This is a genomic window from Paenibacillus anaericanus (genome assembly GCF_003994475.1).
GTDB classification, from domain to species: domain Bacteria; phylum Bacillota; class Bacilli; order Paenibacillales; family Paenibacillaceae; genus Fontibacillus; species Fontibacillus anaericanus.
Map to the genome: position 1 here is coordinate 16,650 of NZ_RZNY01000033.1, position 24,263 is coordinate 40,912.

The window sequence follows — 24,263 nt, forward strand, 5'->3', positions numbered from 1 at the left end:
GACCTGACCGATAGTCAGGTCCTTCTTTGGTTTTGGTTACTGTTATGTTTATGGCTACTGCTTGCGATTACAATTACGATTACGGTTATTGGTTACGATTACTTATTTCGTATTTCTTGTTTCTTGTTTCTTGTTTCTTGTTTCTTGTTTCTTGTTTCTTGTTTCGTGTATCGTGTTTGGTGTTTGGTTTCTGTTTTAAGGTTTCTGACTGCAGTTGTGATCGGTTGCGGACATAGGATCCTCTATTTGCTGAAATTATGCCTATTCCGGGGTACTTGCGGACCTCAGGTTCGTTATTTGCATCAAATACCTCAAAAATGATCCTTGCAAGGAATAATAACGGATCTCAGGTCCGCGAACATCCAAAAGTGGCCATAAAAAGCATGAATAGCGGAACCAGTGTCCGTAGTTGTATGTTCTCATTAAAGCTCTTGCATGCTACCCTGGAATCAAATATCGTACAATTTCGTACAAATCGTTTGATTGTTCTGTTCACAGCGAACTTTTTGCTAGCGCATGTCACTCAGTTCACTTCCAGAAATGAGGATCAAGAGTAGTAACGACCTCTCGATTCTGAAATAGCAATGGATTAAACCCAGCCTTGGGCATTATTTAATACATATGCAGTTAGGAAATCCAGCCAGGAGTCATGATCATTTAGACAAGGCGCCATGGTGTAACTATCCCCTGAGCCGCCTGCTTTTTCAAACAACTCACGGCCTTCAATTCCAAGCTCATGGAGCGTTTCCAGACAATCGGCCGCAAACCCAGGCGCAAATAAGAACGGACGTTTCACGCCCTGCCTTGCTAGATCAGCTAGTACATCAAATGTAGCTGGTTCAATCCACGGCTCTCTTCCAAACCTGGACTGGAAGACGATCTCCCACTGTTTACGATCCCATCCCATCGCCTCTGCGAGTAGATTTGAACTCTCTAAACAATGTTCACGGTAAGGATCACCTGTATCAGCATACCGCTGTGGGATACCATGGAAGGTAAGAATAAACTTATCAGGTGGAGTTTGTAATAACTGTAATTGCTGATCCAAATGTCGCTTCATTGCAGCAATATAACCAGGATGATTGTAGTAAGCATCCACGAAACGTAATGTTGGCACAAACCGTTTAGCTGTCGAACCGGAAGCATGACGACGTCCCAAAGCAGCAAAGCAGACTTCATCATATACTGAGGCTGTTGTTGTAGAAGAATACTGCGGAAACAGCGGCAGCACAATAACTCGCGAAATGCCATCATCTTCAAGAGCTCTCATCGCTTGCTCGATGCTTGGCTCACTGTATGCCATTCCTACTTCTACCCGAAATCCATCTCCTAACCGCTCTTGTATTCCTGCTTGCTGACTGTTCAAATGAATTCGCAGCGGTGACCCTTGCTCTGTCCAAATTTCTTCGTACAGCTTAGCTGAACGTTTAGGACGAACGGTAAGAATTATACCTTGCAGCAGCGGCTGCCACAGAAGAGGATGATAATCAACAATACGGCGATCCGATAGAAACTTTTTTAAATAAGGACGAACTGCCTTTGCTGTAGGTGCACTTGGAGTACCAATCTGAGCTAATAAAACCCCAATCTTGTCTTGCTTCATGTTGACCTCCTAAACGTTCAGAACCCCCTCAGAATTTAACTCTGAAGGGGTTCTACTGTATTAATAAATCCTTATTCTATTATACCTATTATCTTCCAGCTTCTTCAAGTGCTGCTTTTACTGCTTCAATTACCTTACCAGAAACCGCCTTAACCGCATCTGTATCACCAAATGCTGCCGGACGATAACCGTATTTATGCATGGTATCTTTTTCAGTCATCGGAGTTTCGATTTCAGCTTTCACTGCCTTCTCATCAGCTGATAATTTATCTTCCGTCTTAATCTTGCCTGCCTTATCTAGATAGTTAACGACCATACTAATAGGTACGTTCTTATCAACTGTTACTACGACGTTTACTGATTTATCTGCATTCACACCCGCATAAATCCCATTCAGATAGGCTGCTTTGTATGGCTCAGAAATCTCAGCCTTCTTATAAGCACGGTCAATCGCTAATTTAAATTCATTACTACTGCTTGTAGCGCCTGAAATCGCATCAACGGTTTGTGCTTGTTGTCTAGTTGCGGCAGCAAGGAAATCTTTCTTTAATTGAGGAATAGCTGTTACAACATCAGCGTAAGCTGTTTCTCCTCTATCAACCAAGTTAGCACCCACGCGGAAAAGGTTAATATCAACAATCACACCATTACGTATAGTAAGGTCGACTTTGTTAGAGCCGTTGTTAGTTGCATTTCCGTATGCTGTGAAAAGACCATCCTTATAGTTACTTTGCTTAGTAGATGCATTCAGCAAAGCGTCAGCGAATGCAGCTTTTGCAGCCATCGACACTACTTCCTGCCCCATAACTATTTCTGTCTTCGCACCATCTTTAGTCAAACCTTCACTAAGCTTAGCAACTGCGGCTTTTTGTCCCTCAGTCAAGTTTTCATCCTTAATGATCTTGCCATCTTCCCCGAAGAGATAAATAACTGTTTTTGTAACCTTATCAGCACTAATATCAACCAAGACAAGTACTCTCGATCTGTTGTCTACACCTGCAGCATTACCATCAAAATACTTGTTACCATTAGGGACTTTTAGAGCTTTCTCAAAAGCTCTTTCTACTGCCAGATTCCAACTATGACTGCTCTCAGTAGCTCCCGATATCGCATCAACACTTTCATCAAAGTTAGCAATATAAGATCCATTAGCAAGCAACTTTTCAACCATAGGTGCATTGCCTTTCACTACATCAGCATAAGCGGATGCGCCTCTATCGATTAAGTTGGCACCTAATCTGTAGAGCTTAACATCAACTAATTTACCGTTTCTGATGACGACATCTGCTCTTTCTACACCTTTATCTCTAGCAGATCCGTAAGCAGAATAAACACCATCAACATACTCTACAGTATTATTCACTTTCGCATTTAACTCTGCATCACGGAATGCATTAACAGCTGCTTTTGTCTCAGCTTCATAACCATTCAGAGCTACAGCATTAGTTCCTCTGTAGAGCAACTCACCTGCAAGGGTATACACCATCTTCGCTTGCTCTGCACTCATACTCGCTTCGGCAATGGCTTCACCTTTGTCATTCAGTGGGTATACCTTTACACCTAAACGTTTGGTTTTGTCATAGTTAACAAAGACCATAAATTTACCTGCAGGGTCAACACCCATATGCTCGCCTTCAAAATACACCTGATCTGCTGGTTTCTCCACAAGAGCTCTAGAGAAAGCTCTATCCACAGACAACTTCCAGCCTTCACTTGAGCGAGTTGCTCCAGATACAACATCTACCTGAGCAGCTTCCGCTCTCGTAGTTCCAACAAATCTTGACTCCATTATTTCATATGCTTGCCATAGACTGCTATAGTTGAACCGAGCGTCCCGATCAATCAACTTAGGACTTGTTCTCATCAGCTCAATTGCGGCTATCTTGCCATCCTTAATTGTAACCTTTGCACCCTCAGTTCCTTTGGAGTATGCAGTTCCGTAAGTCACATATACTCCATCTGCATAAGTAGCTTCAGTCACTGTAGCCGGAGCTACTTCTGTTGCTTCCTTTGTTACTTCTGTCGTTGGGGTTGTTGATTTTGTAGTTTCTTTAGTTGTTGTTTGGGTTGGTGTTGTTGTCTTGGTTGGTGTTGTTGTTTTGGTTGGTGTTGTTGTTTTGGTTGGTGTTGTCGTCTTAGTTGGTGTTGTTGTTTTGGTTGGTGCCTTTACCTCTTCCTTAACCGCTTCCGAAGCGGCAGATACTACATCAATCGTCGAAAATTTCGAGTCTGAGACATCCGCTGCAAGAAGAATGGATGAAAGCACGAATGTAGCACATAAAGTTAATGAAATTAGTCTTTTCACTTAATAACCCTCTCCCTTTGTTCATATGAGTTCTTCAAAAATGCTAGTTACGGTTCCTATGTTGCCTCTACAACCGAACTCAATAAGTAGTTTTCATCCCTCCTTGACCCATCACCGTGCACAATCGTGAATTCTTTCACATAATAGGTGAAATAAATCACTTTTGAAAATGCGCAAAAAAATATATGTATGTAAGTGATTTGGATCCATCATATTCAATCCGTAGCACTATTTTCTGTATACAAAATCACATGTTCCAATTTTTATGTATTATTTACAAAGAAATCGATAAACTTAATGCTTAACTAGCTTTTTGCACATTTATTAAATCCATGTAAAAAGATCCCGCGACTACATCATCCTTTTTTCTAATCTGTAAGTTTCTTGATCCAAATCTCCGGGATTTAGAATGTCAATTAGCTTAAAACCACATTTGTCTATATAGAAGTGATGATTTCTCTTAGAAGAGCCAGGCGTATCTGTTCTCCATACCCGTGCATCAGGATACTTGGACTCTATCATTGCCCATATCTTCGTCCCAATCCCCTTATTTTGAACCAAAGGATCAAGACAAATATTGCCCAAATAATAACCACCATCCTGTTCAATAAACACGATAACTGATCCAATCAACTGCCCATCCATCCATATTGTGAAAGCATCACTATCCGCGAGTATCCCATATTTCATCAAAAGTTCGCCATTATCATATCCAGGCGGACCGTCTCTATGTCCTTCACCCAAGTGGATTCTAGCATCCTCATCAAATGCCCTAGTCATAATTGATGTTAAAGGTGCAATATCCTCTTTTGTAAGCGGGATAAACACGATGTTACCCTGATCTCCCATTCTATCATTCCTCCAATTGAAAAGTTGTCACTGTAATCCCTTCATTATAACGATTCATTTTTTAAAGGGAACGTCTTTTTTTCTTAATCAGATTACAAAACACAAACAACCTCAAAAGCCACATGCTGATCCGTGACTTTTGAAGGTTGTTTGTCAAAATTCAATTTATATTGCCAATGCTAATCCACGTAATAAATCCGTAATTTCTATCGCTTTCCTTCAATCTGGATATCTCCAGAACAGCCGAATCAGGGAATTGTTCCTTTAATGTGACATAGTACGCAGGATGATTTGACATCGCCACAATGACATAATGAGAATTAGGAAATGGCTCATCGAACTGTACCGTGATCTCTGTGAAATCCTCATGACGTTGCAGGAGGAATGCTGCCATTCCAAATTGCTGTAAAGCTCGCTCTCCTGGTACCCCTTGAATTGGATTCAATGCCAAATGATCTAGCCCAACCGATCCTAGTTCCAAGTGACGGGAACTCACCGATCCCTCTGCCAAATGTTGATTTTGTACAGTTCCCTCACTCAAATGTTGGCTTTGTATCGTGAGTGGCTTCAGATGGGTCGATCCTACTGATTCTTTCTGAAGCACATTTTCGTCTACGGCATCCGCCTGCAAATGAATTCGAGAGATGGACTCTGGATTGATGTCTTTTCCGTTCACACCTGCTTGTGGTAATAAACCACCTCGCTGTAACTCTGCTGACAATTGCGTTACTGTAATGACCCCAGAGCCGATATGACGGGTTTCTATCACGGTGTCACCAAGATGATTGCCATCGATACTACCCGCCGCTAAGTGATCTGATCCCACAGACCCTAGTGTTAAATGCTGACTTTGCACTGCTCCCTCAGCCAAATGTTGGCTTTGTACTGATAGAGGCTTAATGTGAGTCGATCCCACTGAATCTTCCTGCAGCACATCTTCGTCTACGGCATCCGCCTGTAAATGAATTCGAGAGATGGACTCAGGTTTGATGTCTTCTCCGTCCACACCTGCTTGTGGTAATAAACCACCCTGCTGGAGTTCCGACGATAATTGTGTAACTGTAATGACCCCAGAGCCGATATGACGGGTTTCTATCACGGTATCACCAAGATGATTGCCATCGATACTACCCGCCGCCAAGTGATTCGATCCCACAGATCCTGCTGTTAAATGCTGACTTTGTACAGCTCCCTGAGCCAAATGTTGGCTTTGTACCGATAGGGGCTTAATATGAGTCGATCCCACTGAATCTTCCTGCAGCACATTTTCATCTACGGCGTCCGCCTGTAAATGAATTCGAGTGATGGACTCAGGTTTGATGTCTTCTCCATCTACACCTGCTTGTGGTAATAAACCACCCTGCTGGAGTTCCGACGATAATTGCCTAACTGTAATGGCCCCAGCTCCAATATGGCGGGTTTCTATCACAGAATCACCAAGATGGTTAGCTTCAACACAGCCCGCCGCCAAGTGATTCGATCCCACAGACCCTACTGTTAAATGCTGACTTTGAACAGCTCCCTGAGCCAAATGCTGGCTTTGTACCGACAGCCACTTCAGATGCTCCGTTCCCACTGAATCTTCCTGCAGCACATCTTCGTCTACGGCATCTGCCTGCAAATGAACTCGAGTTATTGACTCAGGTTTGATGTTTTCTCCATCCACACCATCCAGTGGCAACAAACCACCTTGCTGTATTTCCGACGATAACTGCGTAACTGTAATGGCCCCAGCTCCAACATGGCGGGTTTCTATCACAGAATCACCAAGATGGTTAGCTTCAACACAGCCCGCCGCCAAGTGATTCGATCCCACAGATCCCGCAGTTAAATGCTGACTTTGCACTACACCCTCATTCAAATGTTGGCTTTGTACCGACAGCGACTTCAGATGGGCCGATCCTACTGAATCTTCCTGCAACACNTCCCGCAGTTAAATGCTGACTTTGCACTACACCCTCATTCAAATGTTGGCTTTGTACCGACAGCGACTTCAGATGGGCCGATCCTACTGAATCTTCCTGCAACACATCTTCGTCTACAGAATCTGCCTGCAAATGAACACGGGTGATAGACTCAGGTTTGATGTCTTCTCCTTTCACACCATCCAGTGGCAACAAACCACCTTGCTGTATTTCCGCTGATAAGTGTGTAAACCTAATGGCTTGTTTCTCAATATGCCTTGTTCCTACTTCTGCTGCACGAATATGATGACCTTCTACACTGCCCACTGCCAAGTGCTGAGATCCAACTGTTCCTTCTGCCAAATGCTGACTTTGTATAACCGCCTCACCCACATGCTGACTCTGCACAGACAAAGGCTTAAGGTGAGTGGATCCTACTGAATCTTCACGCAGAACCTCTTCGTCTACGGCAGCTGCCTGCAACTGAATACGGGAGATGGATTGAGGTTTAATATCATCCCCATTTACACCCCCCTGTGGTAGAAATCCGCTTTGCTGGAGTTCAGCCGAGAAGTGTGTAAATATAATGGCATGATTACCAATATGGCGAGATTCCACAACCTCGTCCCCAATATGATGACCTTCTATACTGTTTCCTGCAATATGTTGTGCTCCCACGGATCGCTCCGCCAAGTTTTGGCTATGCACTGCCTGCTCACCCAAATGCTGGTTCTGTACAGACAACGGCTTAAGGTGAGCAGATCCTACGGAGTCTTCCCGTAGCACATCCTCATCTACGGCATCCGCCTGCAACTGAACACGGGAGATGGTCTCGGGTTTGATATCTTCTCCATCTACCCCATCTAGTGGCAACAAACCACCCTGCTGGAGCTCTGCTGACAAGTGCGTAAACCTAATGACTTGTTTACCGATATGGCGGGTTCCTACTTCTGCTTCACCGATATGTTGGCCTTTAATACTGCCTCCTGCGAGGTGCTGTGATCCAACAATTCCCTCACCCAGGTGCCCACTTTGCACGGCACCCTCGCTCAAGTGCTGGCTTTGCACAGACGTCAGCTTAAGATGGTTAGGCCCTACCGAATCTTCCTGCAAAACCTCTTCATCCACAGAATCGGCCTGCAACTGAACACGGGAGATCGACTGTGGTTTAATATCTTCTCCATCCACACCATCCTGTGGTAGCAAACCACCTTGTTGTAATTCCGCTGACAGATGCGTAAACTTAACAGTTTGATCCCCAATGTGACGACTTTCTATTACGGCTTCCCCAATATGAAGTCCTTCTACACTACCCTCTACCAAATGATGTGATCCCACAGAGTCTGCTGTTAAATGCTGACTTTGTACAGCACCCTCACTCAAATGCTGGCTTTGTATCGATAGGGACTTAAGGTGAGTTGATCCCACTGAATCTTCCTGCAGCACATCTGCATCAACGGCATCAGCCTGTAGCTGAACACGGGAGATAGTCTGAGGTATAATGTCTTCTCCATTCACACCGTCCTGTGGTAACAAACCACCTTGCTGTAATTCGGTTGATAAATGGGTAAACTTAACCACTTGGTTTCCAATATGCCGGGTTCCTACTACCTCTTCACCGATATGGCTGCCATCTACACAACCTTTGACCAAATGGTAAGAATGTACAGTACCCTCCGCCAACTTTTCACGAGTAATGGACTCATTTTGTAATGCTCTTTCTGATACGGACTGAGCGCCATAATGTCGCTCTTCTAACGTATTTGAACGCACATTTACGGAGGTGACACTATCTATAGCTAGATGTTCTGACAATACGACTCCAGCCGCTAAGCCTTCTGATTTAACAGCTCCTATAGTCAAATGCTCAGACTGGATAGCGCGAGGCAATATTTTAGAAGATGTAATACTACCTTCGGCCAACTTAGAACTTGTAACTGCCAGATCGTTGATTTTATCGCTAGTTACACTCTCTGGTGACAATTTCAAAGACGTTACAGCATGGTCCTGTAAATGAGGTGAGAATACAACCCCTTCACCCAAATGTTCTTCTCTAACAACTCCTGCTTGCAAAGCACTCTGTCCGACACAATTATTGGCCAGATGCCACTCGTTAATTGCATGAGGCAGAATATGCTGAGAAGCTATCTGTTCTGCACCTACAGCCTCGCCCGTGACGGCTCCATTTGCAATTTTACTTCTTGTTACGCTACCCTCTGCCAACTTTTCAGTCGTTACGATACCCTTTTTCAAGTGCTTTGACGCTACAGCAGCATCCGCTAGATGAACTTCATCGACTGCTCCGTCTTCTATCTTGTCGCCCCTGACGCTTTGGGGTCCAATATGCCACTCTTGAATCGCTTCAGCTTCAATATGATCGCCTTGAACAGCGCCATTGGATAAATGAAACGAAGTAATACTTAACGGAGCTAATTGAGCTCCTTGTACGGCTGATCTACCCAGATGACGAGTATGAACTGCTTCATCCGCAATCTTATGAGGTAGAATACTCTGATCGGCAATCTTAGAAGAAGTAACCGCTTGTTCAATGATTTGCGCTGTTCCCACTGCCTGATCAGCCAACTTTGTGGAGGGGATACTACGGTCGGCGATATGACGCCCCTTAATTTCACCAGTAGCTATTTGATCCTGACCAATGCTTCCCGGTTTAAAATGAATATTCTCAATCGAACCGGGAGTAATATGCCGAGCTTCAATTGCTTGATCACGAATATGGTAGGAAGCAATAATTCCTTCTTCTAATTGATCTGTACCCACGCTAGGAATGGCAAGTTGCTCTTTACCAATCAGACCTGGAGCCAGGTTTCTGGCTGAAATAGCATTCTCCGCAAGATGGCGACTCTCAATCGTTCCTTCTTGTAGTTTGGCACCGGTAATCGACCCATCACGGAGTTTAGCTGCCGTTACCGATTGATCGCTCAATTTGGAGCTGTCCACGGCGCCATTTGCCAAATTAAACGACTGGATACTCCCACTTCGGATTTTATCAGCAGTGACCGACTGGTCTTGCAGTAGATCAGTCGTAACAATCCATTCCTTGAGGTGGCGACTTTCGATCGAACTACTCGCAATTTTATCTCCTTGAATAATCCCATCTGCCAACTTACTAGAGGTTACACTTCCATCCTCCAACTTATCTCCACTGATTGATCGACTTCTGATCGTTCTCCCTTCGATGGAGCCATCAACCAAGTGATTCCCCACAATGGAATTAGGGGCGATTTTGGAAGATGTTATAGATCCTTCTGCAATTTTAATACTTTGCACTGCAAAATCAGCCAACCATGCGGTACCAATCGTCCCATACTTTAATTTTGTCGAATCAATCGTGTAAGGAGCAATTTTCTCTCCGGTTACAACCTCATCCGTCAAATCATCTGTGTATATAATACCTTCATCAATACGGGACACTTTCTTTTCTTCCAAACTGATCTCCAGCATAGCTTTGCGTGATTCATCTAACTGGATCTCCTCGGTTAATTTCTCCGCCAATACTTCCCCTGGTGCCGACAAGAGATGAAGAGAATGAAGGTTAAGTTCTTCCTGTTCTTCCAAAGTAACCTTCTTACCATCCTCCAGCATCTTCAATTCATTGATTTCCGGATTATCCACGTAGTAGAGCTGCTTTCTTGCTCTGCCAGATTTGGGAGTTCTAATTTTCTTCAGGGCTGCTCTCTCCTTTACCAAAAGTTGTTCGTCTTCGGCATCATATGCGGAGAATTAGGCACTTGTCACAATCATTCAATTGTCTTCACCTATACATTAGGAAGAAAAATAACTTTTTGATGTAACAAAAAAAAGGAACCTTCTAAATAGAAGATTCCTTGCTCGATTTAGGGCTCAACACCAAATAAAGTTTATGGAACTATCATGCTTCATCTATAACATCAGATACTCTTTTGTTAGCTGCTAACAACAACGCAATAATCATGATGAACGCAACTAACGCAAGGAAGGGTATTGTAACGAATCCCCACCAGTTAAGATAATCAATGTTACATGGAACACCTGTCCTGCATGGGGTCAATTTAGCTAATGCAGGAAGTTTTTGTTCAGCGTAATGATATAGAGAAATAGTTCCTCCAATGAAGCTAAGTGGAAGGACATACCTGATGATTACACGGTCATTACGGAAGGCCGCCATACCAAGTAGAAACACCTGAGGATACATAAAGATCCGTTGGAACCAGCACAACTTACACGGTTCATAATGTAATATTTCGCTTAAATACAAACTCCCTGCGGTAGCAACTAACGAAACCAGCCAAGCGAGATAAATTCCATAGTCCTTGAAGAATGATCGCATGGGTCCCCATCCCTTCGATTACTTAGATTGCTCTTGTGCAGCAAGATCAATAGCTTGCTTCATGGCATCGTAATCTCCATAGTTCTCGCTAGTATATTCTTTACCATTGATGAATAATGTTGGTGTTCCCCCAAGCTTAAGCTCATCTGCTTTAGCGTTATGCGCATCTACTTCACTCTTATAAGTCATTTCTTCAATATCTTTTTTCAACAAATCATAATCAATAGAGAGATTCTCCTGTTTCGCAACATTTACGAGAAAGTCAGCGGTGGCCCACTCTTCCTGCTCATCACCCTGATTCTTAAAAATCGCATCCAGATAAGTCCAGAATAAATCATTATCCTGATGATATACAGATTGGGCCGCAAGGGCTGCCGTATAAGAATCCGGACCAATGAAAGAAAGGTTCATAAAATAAAAGGCTACCTTCCCCTGATCAATATAGTCACTTTGTAGCTGTGGTTTTATGGTTTCATTAAAAGTTTTACAGCTCGGACATTTGAAATCTCCAAATTCAACGATTTTTACGGGTGCATCGGGATTACCCAGCACGGGAAGATTCGCATAATCAAATGTCTCTACTTTCGCAGTTGATTTTGAGGTCGTTGTAGATTGAATAGCAAGCGCCACAATAACAAGAATAAGTACAACTCCAACCGTTCCAAACCAGATCAGACGTCTCTTTTTTTGCTGCTGCTTTAGCTTTATTGCCTCTGCTTTTCGCTGAGCCATGACCTCACTCTTTTTCTTTGGTGGCATACGACCCCTACTTTCCTTATAAAATGATAAGTCTTATTACACTGTAACTATTCTAGTTACAAAAACAACCTTAGTCAAGTTACTATAGTCTCGCAAACTGAGTAAATCCACAAAACAACCAAACAAAAGACGACCTTCCGGTCGCCTTGGTTATGCTTCGATTATGATATCCGCACTAAGATCTTAACATGTTGTGATTTACTCTTGGAGTGGTTCTTCCGCAGAATCCTCAGGAGCTTCAGCTTCTTCGGTCGTATCCGCACCTGATCCCCTCGTCGTAATAACAGAAGCCAATAATTCTTCTCCTGAAGATACTAATGTCACACCTTCTGGAAGCGACACTTCAGCTGCAGTCAACTTATCCCCAACCCCAAGTGGTGTCACATCAATATCCAGTCCAGCTGGTAGTGCATCAGGCAGTCCTTCCACTTCAAGCTCCGTAGACTGTACCTGCAGTATCGCATCTCCCTTAGTGCCTTCTGCCGTACCGTTGTAATGCAAAGGGATTTTGACACGAATAGGCTTATTCTTGGATACCTGTAGAAAATCAACATGCACCCATCTTCCACCCCGCTGCTGAATATCTTTGATTAGCGCTGGAAAGCTACCTCCATCGTCTAATTTCAACTCGAAGAATTCGGACCGTCCTGTACGTGAGACCTTCCTAAGTTCCTTTTCATCCACATGAATCGCAAGATTGGTATTTACTCCATACACGACAGCTGGAATCTGCCCGTTTTCTCTTAATTCGCGAAGCGAAGCGTTAGTAAACTTCGTTCTCTTTGAAGCATTAAGATGCAAAGTTTGATGATCTGTACCCATATGAAAGAACCCCCTTGTTAAGTTACCATGGCCAATGCCATATTATTATCTTACCCAAATATACGCATATCCTAACGGGAGTTAACAACTATTCATTTGATTTTACATCAATTTTACATTACGTTAACAATAATCGCCATTTTCCATGATAAGAAAGGAGTAAAATAAAAGAGATCATTAATAGTATACAATTTCTGATCGATAATCGGAGGTCATAAAGAATGACGTTAACGGAAATGAACGGTTCTCGATATTTGAATCGCGATTTAAGCTGGGTTGAGTTTAATAGACGTGTACTACAAGAAGCCAAAGATCCAAGCACACCACTACTTGAACGAGCCAAATTTTTATCGATTGTATCTAGTAACCTAGATGAATTTATAAGCGTTCGTTTGGCAGGTATTCAGGATCAAATTCGGGCTGGGTATTCCAAGAAAGACTTCACAGGTTATACACCCGCTGGATTGTACAAGCGTCTCAATTCCCGAATCTCCGGAATAGTTGCCGAGCAGTATCGAACGTTTCGAGATCTCTCTAGACAACTCAACAAAGAAAATATTATGTTTCTGAATTATGAAGATCTTAATGTTACACAACGAAAGTCGATGGAAGTTTACTATCATGATATTATCTTCCCAGTCCTAACCCCTATGGCTGTAGACCAGAGTCGTCCATTTCCGCTTGTCCATAACGGATTCGTGTATCTTTCAGTTGTATTAAAGAGAGCTGTACTTACACCCGAGAAGGACGAGCCTTATTTCGCAATCGTACAAATTCCATCAAACTTATCACGATTCATTCCATTGCCTCAGCATACCAACAGCAAGAAGCAATCTTTTATTCTCATCGAAGAAGTGATTCGTCATCATATTCAAACTTTATTTAGCGGATACACTCCACTGGCTGTAGACGAATTCCGACTAACACGTAATGCCGATCTAACCATTGATGAAGATGGAGCCGAGGATCTATTAGAAGAAATCGAGAAGGAACTACGCAAACGCCGCTGGGGAGCACCTGTGCGACTGGAGATTCAAAAGGGAATTCACCCGTATGCGCTGGAGATGTTGGAGGAAGAATTCGAAGTTACGAATTCCGTCTTTGAAATAGAAGGGCCGCTAGATTTAAGCTTTCTGGGCAAACTTTCGTCAGCTGTCAAAGGAAACCCCAAGCTAAGATATCCACAAATTGAACCGGTTTATCCGATTGAATTTGAAGAAGACGATAACTTTTTTAAAGTATTAAAAGAAAAGGATGTCCTTGTCTATCATCCGTATGAAAGCTTTGATGCAGTCACTGACTTCATTCTTCAGGCTGCTGAGGACCCTATGGTCATGGCAATTAAAATGACGTTATACCGAGTTAGTGGTAATTCACCGCTTATTAAAGCGCTGGCTAGTGCTGCCGAATCAGGTAAACAAGTGACTGTAGTCGTAGAGCTTAAAGCCCGTTTTGACGAAGAGAGGAATATTGCGTGGGCTCGGACGTTAGAGAAAGCAGGATGCCATGTCGTATATGGCTTGATTGGACTAAAAACTCATGCCAAGATTCTGCTCGTTGTCCGTCAGGAAGGGCGTGATTTGAAGCGATACGTCCATATTGGAACAGGTAATTACAACGACACTACTGCAAGACTGTATACAGATATTGGTTTGTTCACCACAGATACCGCTATCGGAGAGGACGCATCTGAACTGTTCAACCTCATTACTGGTTATTCTTCGGCAGATCGCTGGCAGGCGGTTACACCAGCACCAACCGATATGAAGGATAAACTATTCTCACTCATTCGCCGTGAAGCCGAACATGCCGCTGCAGGTCGACCAGCTAAGATTATCGCTAAAATGAATTCCCTCTCGAATCAGGAAATGATTGATGAATTATATGATGCATCACAAGCTGGAGTCAATATTGAACTAATCATCCGTGGTGTTTGCTGCCTCAGACCTGGAGTTAAAGGCATGAGCGAATTGATCACGGTACGAAGTATTATTGACCGGTTTTTAGAGCATTCTCGAATATATTATTTCGAGAACGGTGGAAAGCCTGAGGTATGGATATCGAGTGCAGATTGGATGACTCGAAATTTAACGCGTCGTCTCGAACTCATGTGTCCCGTGTACAAAGAAGATACACGCGACACAATCGTTCAAATTTTATTGTTGTCGTTAGCTGATAATGTGAAAGCGAAGCGTTTGATCCAGAATGGCAAGTATGAAGCTATTACTAACGATCATCAGCCTTGCCGAAGTCAGTTTGCAGCATCGGATATTACTATGTGGAAGAACTATCCATCGTCCATACTAAATTAATTTTCCACACTTTTTTGAAACTCCTCGCCGCAGCTTCAAGCCCTCTAATCTCTAGAGGAGCTTGACTGCGACATTGCAATCTAAGCAAGATAGTCTCTTCACTAAGCTCTGCCTTGATCTCCTCTACGACCTGTGTTTCACTAGTATCCAACGCTATAGCAACCTCAATTAACGAACCTAATTTCCCAATTAATTCAGCATCCGAGGGCTCAAGTAAACTTCGATAATCTCCAACATTAATACCTTTTCCATTACCGGATAAGCGGCCCGCAATAAAGGCACATAGTACAATTTCACGATGTGTTAGTCCTGCAATTGGAGCATGAGTCAACCAATATAACGTATGCTTATCGTACTGGTGGTAGCGGACTCCACTTCCGATTTTGTATAACATCGAAGATACATAAATCAGCTTCCTAACCTGTGACTCATCGTCATAATCCTCCATAATAGCGTCATACAGTATTTCTGCAAATCTATGAACATGTTCAAGATGAGCGGATTGAACCGTTGAATGGAAAGCAAGCAATGAATTCACCTGACGAGGTATGACCTCTGATGCAGAAGGAAGCTCCAGGTTAAGAGTTTCAAGCAACAAGCCTTCTCTAAGACCTGTTCCGCTTACTAGGCACACAGCAGCCTCAGTATATTGCAGAATTGCATGTAAAATAATCACACCTGGGACGATAATATCTGCTCGTGCTTTAGAAAGACCCTCCATACGTTTACGCTTAGCTAGCGATAAAGAGGGAAGTAACTGCGCAAAATGCTCAATATTTTCTCTTTCTAACATATAATGATGTGCGATCGGCAATGGATATTTAGATCTTCGCTGATCTAATTTCCCAAGTGCACGGATGCTCCCACCTAGTCCGATCAAAGGTAGCCCAGGTTGAGTGGTAATCCATGAATGCTCTGAAAGTAAGTCATATATTTCGTTCTGTAGCGAAGTAATATTCTCATCCAACCAGGACTCGGAATCTCCTCCGTACTTCCTTTGGGAGTTTACTGCTCCAATTGGCAAAGATACACTCGAGATCCATTCACGATTACGGAAGAGTGTAATTTCCGTGCTTCCGCCCCCGATATCAATGATAAATCCGTCCTGAACATTAATTCCGTCTACAACTCCAAGAAAGCCGTAATAAGCCTCTTGATCTCCAGACAAAATATCAACTTTCAGCCCCGTATACTGAAATAACATATCGACGATTTCTTCCGAGTTGGTGGCGTTACGGATGGCCGCTGTAGCCGCTACTCGAATTTCTCGACATTTATATTGGCTACAAATATCATTAAATTGACTGAGAATTGGGACAATCTCAAGAATACCGTCTAATTCTAACCTTCCGTCTTGCTTTATTTTTTCGCTCAAGCGCGCAGATTCCTTATTCTCATTAATTAAACGATATTCCCTTTGTGATGTTACTTCGTAAATGGCCAACCTTATGGAGTTGGACCCAATATCCATAATTCCTATTGTCGTACGGCTATTATCCACATTAAGACTCCCTTGTCGTCTAAGATTGTAATACCATCACTTTATCCCACTTAATGCAAAAAATAAACCCTTTATACACCACCAACACGTCGATTTGTGGCCTATCACACAAAAAACCGGCACCCTAAGGCGCCGGTTAACAAAATATTTCTTGGTAAAAGATGATTTGGTCTCGTAAAGACGACCTCCAATAAAATTAGGCTTTAATATTACGAACCAATTGAACAACTTCCTCAGCCGTCCCAAGTTGTAATGCTTCCGCCGCTAACTTCTGCATATCCGCTTTGGATAGTTTAGCTATTTGTGAACGAGCTGGGAGAATCGATGTTGCACTCATACTAAACTCATCTAGACCTAGACCAAGCAGAAGAGGAATAGCTGTGGCATCGCCTGCCATTTCACCGCACATTCCCACCCAACGTCCTTCTTTGTGAGCGGCATCTATCACCATTTTTACAAGCCGTAGAATCGCTGGATTATACGGTTGATACAAATAGGATACACGTTCGTTCATTCGGTCAGCAGCCATCGTATATTGAATAAGGTCATTCGTTCCAATGCTGAAGAAATCAACTTCCTTAGCAAATTGATCTGCTAATACAGCCGTTGAAGGAATTTCGACCATGATACCAAGTTGAATCGTATCAGAAATGGTTACGCCTTCGCTTTCCAGATTTGCTTTCTCTTCTAAGAGTAAAGCTTTTGCTTGCCGGAATTCATCAAGCGTAGCGATCATCGGGAACATAATACGTAGGTTACCATATACACTCGCTCTTAGTAATGCACGCAGTTGTGTACGGAAAATATCCTGACGCTCCAAGCAAAGACGAATGGCTCGGAAACCTAGAAACGGATTCATTTCTTTTGGCATATCCAGATAAGGTAGTTCTTTATCGCCACCAATGTCAAGAGTCCGTACTACAACAGGTTTTCCTTCCATTTTTTCTAATACGGTTTTGTAAGCATTAAATTGAACTTCCTCCGAAGGCAGCTCAGTACGTCCCATATATAAAAATTCCGAGCGGTACAGACCTACACCTTCGCCACCATTCTCCACAACACCTGTTACATCATTTGGAGTTCCAATGTTAGCTGCCAGTTCGACATGCACACCATCGGCTGAAGTAGTAGCTACTCCTCGAAGTTGTTTCCATTCTTCAATTTGTTGCAAGTGTTTATCCCGTTTTTCCTTATACTCTTCCACCAAGTCTGAAGTAGGATTAATAATGACTTTGCCATCCAGTCCATCAACGATGATTAAATCGCCATTTTTCACTTGACCTAATACTTCCTTTGTACCCACAACAGCAGGAATTTCAAGGGATCTGGCCATGATGGCTGAATGTGAGGTTCTACCTCCAACATTCGCTGCAAAACCTTTTACATATTTACGATTAAGTTGCGCCGTATCCGAAGGTGTTAAGTCCTCGGCAATGACGATAACTTCCTTATCGATCTCCATTGGATTAACATAAGTTAACCCTAGCAGATGAATTAATACCCGTTTAGTAATATCGCGCATGTCTACAGCGCGTTCACGGAGATATGCACTCTTCATGTTCTCAAACATAGCAATAAACTCTTGCGCAGTTACATTCATGGCATATTCGGCACTGACTTTCTCCGTAGTGATTCTATCACGTACTGTAGTAATTAAATCGGGATCGTTGAGGATTAGCAAATGTGATTCGAAAATCTCAGCCTTCTTCTCGCCAAGTTCTTGAAGCGTACGTTCTTTGATATTCTCGAGCTCCTGCTGTGATTTACTTAGAGCCTCATCTAACCGAATAAGCTCGGCTTCTGGGTCCGAGACTTCACGGTGATGTACCGTGAAGTCTGGATTCTCCAATATGAAAGCAGGCGCAATGGCTACACCTGGAGATGCAGCAATTCCGTCTATTTTAAGCATCTACTTCGCCTAACCCTTCTTTAACCATCACATCCGTAAGTGCTTGAAGAGCCTCTGCTGCATTCTCTCCTTGGACAGACAGTGTAATGTAATCACCTTTTTCCAAACCTAGAGATAGAACTCCCAAGATTGATTTTAAAGTCACCTTCTTACCATTTGCTTCTGCAAAGGATTCGGCCCCTTTAAATTTGTTAGCTGTGTTCACAAGTGCTGTAGCTGGACGTGCATGTATACCATCTTCATCTGAAATTCTGAATTTTGTTTCCATTTAAATTCAACTCACTTTCTATATTTTTGTTTGACTGATTCTCAAATCTTGTAGATACCGAAATTGACAATCGTCATTTTTCATTCGACATCTTCAACTTCTAAGATATTTATTTCCAATTCTCTCTTAGGATATCGTGATGATATCCCCTTCACCACTCTTTAATAGCCCTGTTTTGTTTAACTTTACAACAGAACCTTCCGGGAGGTTAGAGAAAATAATTGGTGATATTATAGACGGTGCATGCTCTTTCACATAGTCAAGATCTACTTCCATGATCGGTTGACCAGCTGCGATGAGATCTCCCTCTTTGACTAGAACAGTAAAGCCTTGTCCTTTCAATTTTACCGTATTAACACCGATATGCACTAGCACTTCCTTGCCGCCATCAGACATTATGCCGATCGCATGCTTGCTAGGAAATACGTTAAACACCTTACCATAGACTGGAGAACAGATAACCCCATCATGTGGCAGAATAGCAAATCCGTCTCCGGTCATTTTTTCTGAAAATACCGGGTCAGGAACTTTGGTAATATCCATGATTTCACCATTTACCGGCATGACAATATCCTCATGGATAATAGCATCTCCATCTTGTGCCGCCTGTTGTTCCACAATTGCAGCTTTCTCCACGGTTGGTACCGGAGCTGCTGCTGGTGTATTACCGTTCATTATATCAGCAATTTGCGATTTAATCGTATCCGATCGGGTACCAAATATCGCTTGGATATTGTTACCGACTTCAAGAACACCTGAAGCACCTAGTTTCTTAAGTCGATCCTTGCTGACATTTCCTTTATCCTTCACTTCTACCCGAAGGCGAGTGATACAGGCATCTAGATGTGCTATGTTGTCTTTCCCGCCAAGTGCGTCCAAAATATTATGTGGCAACTCATCTTTAGTAACTCCTGCGCCTTGTTGTGAACTCTCTTCTTCCGTACTTGGTTCTTCTCGACCTGGTGTCCTTAAGTTAAACTTGCGGATAACAAATCGGAAACCGAAGTAGTAAATCACGGCGAGAATCAGCCCAACAATGATGACATTCCACCAAGGCGTTCGATTCGGGATAACACCAAAAATCAAGTAATCGATCAAACCTCCAGAGAAAGTCATACCAATCTTGACGTCTAAGATATGCATCATCATAAAGGACAAACCTGCAAATACACAATGTACTGCAAATAGTAGTGGCGCCACAAACAAGAAGGAAAATTCTAGCGGCTCTGTGATCCCAGTTAAGAATGAGGTCAATGCTGCTGAACCCATAATACCCGCCACATACTTCTTATGTTCAGGTCTTGCTTCATGGTAAATGGCCAATGCCGCTGCCGGCAACCCGAACATCATAAATGGGAACTTACCCGTCATGAACGTACCGGCTGAAAAAGGAACACCGTCACGGAGTTGGGCCATAAAGATCTGCTGATCTCCACGTACGATTTCCCCCGCCTTGTTCACATATTCTCCGAACTCAAACCAAAACGGTGAGTAGAAAATATGATGAAGACCAAATGGAATCAGAGCACGTTCCACCATTCCAAATACGAGCGCCGTCAATGTCCGGTTCTGCTCTAGCATGAAATGAGAAGCCGTATTTAGTCCCGATTGTATCGGTGGCCAAATGAGGACCATTAGCAAACCAAGCAAAACGGAGGTTGCTGCAGTCATAATCGGTACAAACCGTTTTCCTGCAAAGAAACCTAAATAGGACGGCAATTCAATTTTGAAGAAGCGATTGTACATGCTCGCCGCCAATATCCCGACAATAATACCACCAAACACACCAGTTGCAAGTGTCGGAATACCAAGGACGTTTGCATAAGCTGGATCCGTACCAATCATGTCCGGCGTGACATTGATTACGGTTCCCATAGTTACATTCATAACAAGGTACCCGATAATAGCAGCCAATCCGGCGGCTCCATCGCCTCCTGCTAAGCCTAACGCAACACCAACAGCAAATAGTAATGCGAGGTTTGTAAATACGATTTGTCCTGCATTCATCATGACAGTAGCAACTAGTGAGACAGTGCTATTATCCAGTACAGGAACCAAATCTAGAAACTCTGGACTGACCAACATGTTGCCTATTCCCAGTAACAAACCGGCTGCGGGTAACAATGCGACAGGCAACATTAGCGCTTTTCCGACTCTTTGTAAAACACCAAAAAAACGTTTAAACATAGTATCCCCCTGTGTCGAATCTAAGAAGTAACAACAAAAAAAGCATAAGTCAAAAAATATTTTTTGATGTATACTCCTTGCCTACAGTTATAATACCCAGTAAACGGATCATACACTCAAAATACTTTTATCAACTCATGCCTGATCGAATCAGTCACACATTGTGATTGTTTTTTTGTTGTTTAATGTCTCAGATTATAGCAAACCTGCTAATCAAGCGCAAGTAAGTTATTATACATTTGTGTGAGCTACGCGATGTAAATGCATCGTTAAATAGCTGACTTCAGCAGGGTACACAGTTTTTTTTAATCGCTGTTCCATAACCTGTGTCAATTTCTTGGCAACATCGTACAAGGTAGGATACTCCTGTTTAAGTAGACCTTCCAGCTTGTGAATTTCGCCAACTCTCTCTCCACGCCGGATCCTTTCAATTGCAAATCTCAAGTGAGTAAGGAGCCTTGAATAATCTAGGGAATTACGTTGGATAACCACGTCAAGCTCCTGTTCAACAATACAAACCAAGTCGGCGATAAGTTCGGCTTGCCCTCTTACCTCGCTGATATGGCGATTGGTCATCGCACTGTTAATATATAGTGCAACAAAGCCAATCTCATCATCCCCCAAATCCACCCCCATCTTTCTGCGGATTAGGTCAATAGCATACTCGGCTAATTCAAATTCAACTGGATAGATTTCTTTGGTCTCATATAGAAATGGGTTGTGTATAGCAATGTCCTGTTCAGCCCTCTTCAAAGCAAATGCAAGGTGATCAGTAAGCGCTATGTGGATATGCTCATTAAGCTCAGTCTGAGTTTTCTTGGATATATACATGATGACTTCTCCAATAACCTCAATTAACTTCTCATCTACCTGACGGACGAGTTGCTTATACTGTTCTTGTTCTTGCTGATTTTTCAGAATGAACATCTTCTCAACCAATTCTAGAGGAACAAAATCGTTGGACTTACGATTAAACCCAATACCTTTTCCAATGACTACTACCTCGTCATGCTGGGGATGATTTGCAATGATAACGTTGTTGTTCAGCACCTTTGCGACTTGCAAGCTATTGCTCATAATTGCACCCTTTCTACCTGCAAAGTCCAATTCTTCTGGATCACTTATACTAATTATAAATGACCTTATTATCCTTACCAGTCGTTTATAACCGTAGAATACGAGCGCTAATCACCTAATCGGTGAGATGCTTAGCTTAGCAACGTAATCATATCAGAATTTACAGGGAAAGGGAGTTAAAGTCAAGCTTCATATGAGAACAAGTTTATTAATTTTCCTCTTTGATCACATTATTGTCTAAGACGATAGGTTCAGGTGTAGCAGTCATCTGCGGAACTGGAGCTATTGGACTACTCTTACCTTTAGTCAAACCCGTAATGAGCTTTTCAAGATCGATGCCCGATACACTCTTCAGCATCTCAGGAGCTGTCGCCATAAGCTCTGTAACATAGTTACTCACCCGGGCTGCTCCTTCACCTTTACCCGTGTCTACTACAGTTAACTTGTCAATAGAAGCGAGCGGAGTTGCGATTTTCCCAGCCAATTCTGGTAGCATTTTGACAACAATATCGAGAATAGCTGCTTCGCCAAATTTTTGGAAAGCTTCGGCTAATTTTTCCTTTGCTTCTGCTTCCGCAAGACCTTTCAAACGAATAATTTCAGCATCCGCTGTACCTTTCGCTCGCTCCGCATCCGCGACAGCGTTCCCGTCCAATCTCTTCTGTTCAGCCGAAGCACGTGCCTGTGTTTCAATAGAGTACTGAACCGCATCCGCTTCCCGCATTTTACGTGCCTTATCCGCTTCTGCCGCCTGCTCTACTGCATAACGATCGGCATCCGCCTTCTTCTTCACTTCTGCATCATATTGTTTCTCACGTACCATAATCTCTTTGGCTTGCAAGTCTATCTCACGTTCCTTACGAACCAATTCGACCTTCATCTGTTCTTCGACCACGATTTGCTTAGCACGTGCTTCTTGAATATGATAAGCCTGATCCGCTTCTGCCTTCGCGGTATCTTGATCTTTCTTAAATGAGGCTACTTTAAGTTCTTTTTCTTTCTCTGCTTCCGCGATATTCGTATCACGAAGGAGTTCCGCCTTCTGCCCTAGCTCTTCGGCTAATGCCTTCTTAATCCGCGAATCCCTTAATGCATCCGCTTCAGCAATTTCAGCATCCCGTTTCACTGCTGCAATACGCGGTTTACCCAGTGCTTCCAAATAACCATGTTTGTCGCGTACATCTTTGATTGTAAATGAGACGATCTGCAGCCCCATTTTCTTCAAATCGCGCGCTGCTACGCCCTGTACTTCTTGAGCAAATTTGTCCCGATTACGGTACACTTCCTCAACAGTCATAGAACCTAGAATCGAGCGAAGGTGTCCTTCCAGTACTTCCTGCGCTTCTCCCTTAACCGATTCAATCGGTTTACCCATGTACTGCTCAGCTGCTGTGACAACATCTTCTGTAGACCCACCAACTTTAATAATGGCTACACCATCCGCCGATACAGGAACTCCTTGCTCCGTGTAGACCTCGGGGGTCATTACATCTAATTTATGCGATAGGAGTGACATAAACTCAGCTCTTTGGAAAATAGGCCATATAAAAGCACCACCACCGCGAACAATTTTGATTTTGCGACCTGACTCATCATCAGAAATATTCTTGTTACCAAGGAATGAACCCGTAACTATCATTGCTTCATCCGGACTAACCGTTTTATACCGAGCCCAGAATGCAAGACCCATAATGATAATAACTACAATGACAATAACAGGGATTAATACAAAATCAGGAATATCAGCAAACGACAATTACACCATCTCCTTATTCTGTTCATCTTCATAAAGTTCTGACACATGTACAACGCCTTCTTTAGCATCCACCACAACCACTAACGTACCCACAGGAATATCGCGTTGATCCCAGCTAGCAGCTATATGTAACGTATTACCTGACACCAGCTTAACCATAACTTCACCATAACCTTGACTAGGAATAGGTACGGTCACCTCACCGAGCTTACCTGGAAGCTCAGCAACGGAGTATCCTGTTGAGTTCTCACTGTTCGCCATCGGCTTAACATAAGCGAAGTAAATGGCAACCGACAGGAATAGTGCAATAACGATCGATAACGTAATCACCATGGCGGCAACAAGATTAGTGTAATGACTCAGTAGAATACCAGCCCCACCGAATGTCGTAATAGCGGAAGCAGTGATTATCGGCTTAAAGAAATCAACCGAGAACACGTCAAATATGCCGTCTATCCAACTCCCAATCAAATCACCCAACACTACGCTCACTAATGCGAACAGGCTACCTCCAACCAAACAGCCCCAGAACAATGCTTCCATAACCGTTTCCCCCTTTCGGGCTGCCTATCTATTTAATACGTAATATTTACCATTTAGTTTCGTATTCTTTAATTTTCTGGCTTTTAATCCTGAGTTTTAATAATCATTATCTTCCCTTGAAATAGAACAGATCATTCTATC

At 43.0% G+C, this 24,263-nt stretch carries 15 protein-coding genes; 1 reads left to right on the plus strand and 14 read right to left on the minus strand.

What is annotated here, in order from left to right; translation table 11 throughout:
- Positions 1-589: 589 nt before the first annotated feature.
- The 7 genes from hemH to EJP82_RS24265 form a co-directional block, all read right to left on the minus strand.
- Positions 590-1,603, minus strand: a complete 1,014-nt coding sequence (hemH, locus tag EJP82_RS24230; protein WP_127194645.1) for a ferrochelatase — start codon at positions 1,601-1,603, stop codon at positions 590-592.
- Positions 1,604-1,691: 88 nt separating this feature from the next.
- Positions 1,692-3,908, minus strand: coding sequence for an FMN-binding protein (locus tag EJP82_RS24235; protein ID WP_127194646.1), 2,217 nt, complete (start codon positions 3,906-3,908; stop codon positions 1,692-1,694).
- A 351-nt stretch (positions 3,909-4,259) separates the two neighbouring features.
- Positions 4,260-4,757, minus strand: a complete 498-nt coding sequence (locus EJP82_RS24240; protein WP_127194647.1) for a GNAT family N-acetyltransferase — start codon at positions 4,755-4,757, stop codon at positions 4,260-4,262.
- A 160-nt stretch (positions 4,758-4,917) separates the two neighbouring features.
- The gene (locus tag EJP82_RS24245; protein ID WP_127194648.1) at positions 4,918-6,678 is read right to left on the minus strand and encodes a WIAG-tail domain; all 1,761 of its coding nucleotides are present in this window, start codon (positions 6,676-6,678) and stop codon (positions 4,918-4,920) included.
- A gap of 3,872 nt (positions 6,679-10,550) precedes the next feature.
- Positions 10,551-10,988 (minus strand): disulfide oxidoreductase, encoded by a 438-nt coding sequence (locus EJP82_RS24255; protein ID WP_127194650.1) that lies wholly within the window; start codon positions 10,986-10,988, stop codon positions 10,551-10,553.
- Positions 10,989-11,006: 18 nt separating this feature from the next.
- Positions 11,007-11,747 (minus strand): DsbA family protein, encoded by a 741-nt coding sequence (locus EJP82_RS24260; protein ID WP_127194651.1) that lies wholly within the window; start codon positions 11,745-11,747, stop codon positions 11,007-11,009.
- Between the two features lie 198 nt (positions 11,748-11,945).
- A complete protein-coding gene (locus EJP82_RS24265) occupies positions 11,946-12,569 on the minus strand; it encodes a 50S ribosomal protein L25 (RefSeq protein ID WP_127194652.1) in 624 nt (207 codons plus the stop codon).
- Positions 12,570-12,790: 221 nt separating this feature from the next.
- Here EJP82_RS24265 and ppk1 point away from each other — a divergent pair, with 221 nt between their 5' ends.
- Positions 12,791-14,881 (plus strand): polyphosphate kinase 1, encoded by a 2,091-nt coding sequence (ppk1, locus tag EJP82_RS24270; protein ID WP_127194653.1) that lies wholly within the window; start codon positions 12,791-12,793, stop codon positions 14,879-14,881.
- On the opposite strand, the gene EJP82_RS24275 is transcribed toward ppk1, so the two are convergent.
- The 7 genes from EJP82_RS24275 to EJP82_RS24305 form a co-directional block, all read right to left on the minus strand.
- Entirely contained in the window at positions 14,844-16,382 is a 1,539-nt protein-coding gene (locus tag EJP82_RS24275; RefSeq protein ID WP_127194654.1) for a Ppx/GppA phosphatase family protein, read from the minus strand. The genes ppk1 and EJP82_RS24275 overlap by 38 nt on opposite strands.
- Before the next feature lie 196 nt (positions 16,383-16,578).
- Positions 16,579-18,291 carry a phosphoenolpyruvate--protein phosphotransferase gene (gene ptsP, locus EJP82_RS24280; RefSeq protein ID WP_127194655.1) on the minus strand — a complete coding sequence of 571 codons (1,713 nt, stop codon included), beginning with the start codon at positions 18,289-18,291 and terminating at the stop codon, positions 16,579-16,581.
- Positions 18,284-18,559: an HPr family phosphocarrier protein gene (locus EJP82_RS24285; protein ID WP_127194656.1), complete on the minus strand. Its 276-nt coding sequence runs from the start codon at positions 18,557-18,559 to the stop codon at positions 18,284-18,286. The genes ptsP and EJP82_RS24285 overlap by 8 nt, the downstream gene beginning before the upstream one ends.
- Before the next feature lie 126 nt (positions 18,560-18,685).
- The gene (gene ptsG, locus EJP82_RS24290) at positions 18,686-20,746 is read right to left on the minus strand and encodes a glucose-specific PTS transporter subunit IIBC (RefSeq protein WP_127194657.1); all 2,061 of its coding nucleotides are present in this window, start codon (positions 20,744-20,746) and stop codon (positions 18,686-18,688) included.
- 231 nt (positions 20,747-20,977) lie between these two features.
- Positions 20,978-21,823, minus strand: a complete 846-nt coding sequence (gene glcT / locus EJP82_RS24295) for a glucose PTS transporter transcription antiterminator GlcT (protein ID WP_127194658.1) — start codon at positions 21,821-21,823, stop codon at positions 20,978-20,980.
- A gap of 208 nt (positions 21,824-22,031) precedes the next feature.
- Positions 22,032-23,513 carry a flotillin lipid rafts scaffold protein FloT gene (locus EJP82_RS24300; RefSeq protein ID WP_246054413.1) on the minus strand — a complete coding sequence of 494 codons (1,482 nt, stop codon included), beginning with the start codon at positions 23,511-23,513 and terminating at the stop codon, positions 22,032-22,034.
- A 66-nt stretch (positions 23,514-23,579) separates the two neighbouring features.
- Positions 23,580-24,122 (minus strand): NfeD family membrane protein, encoded by a 543-nt coding sequence (locus tag EJP82_RS24305; RefSeq protein ID WP_127194659.1) that lies wholly within the window; start codon positions 24,120-24,122, stop codon positions 23,580-23,582.
- Between the last annotated feature and the right edge of the window lie 141 nt (positions 24,123-24,263).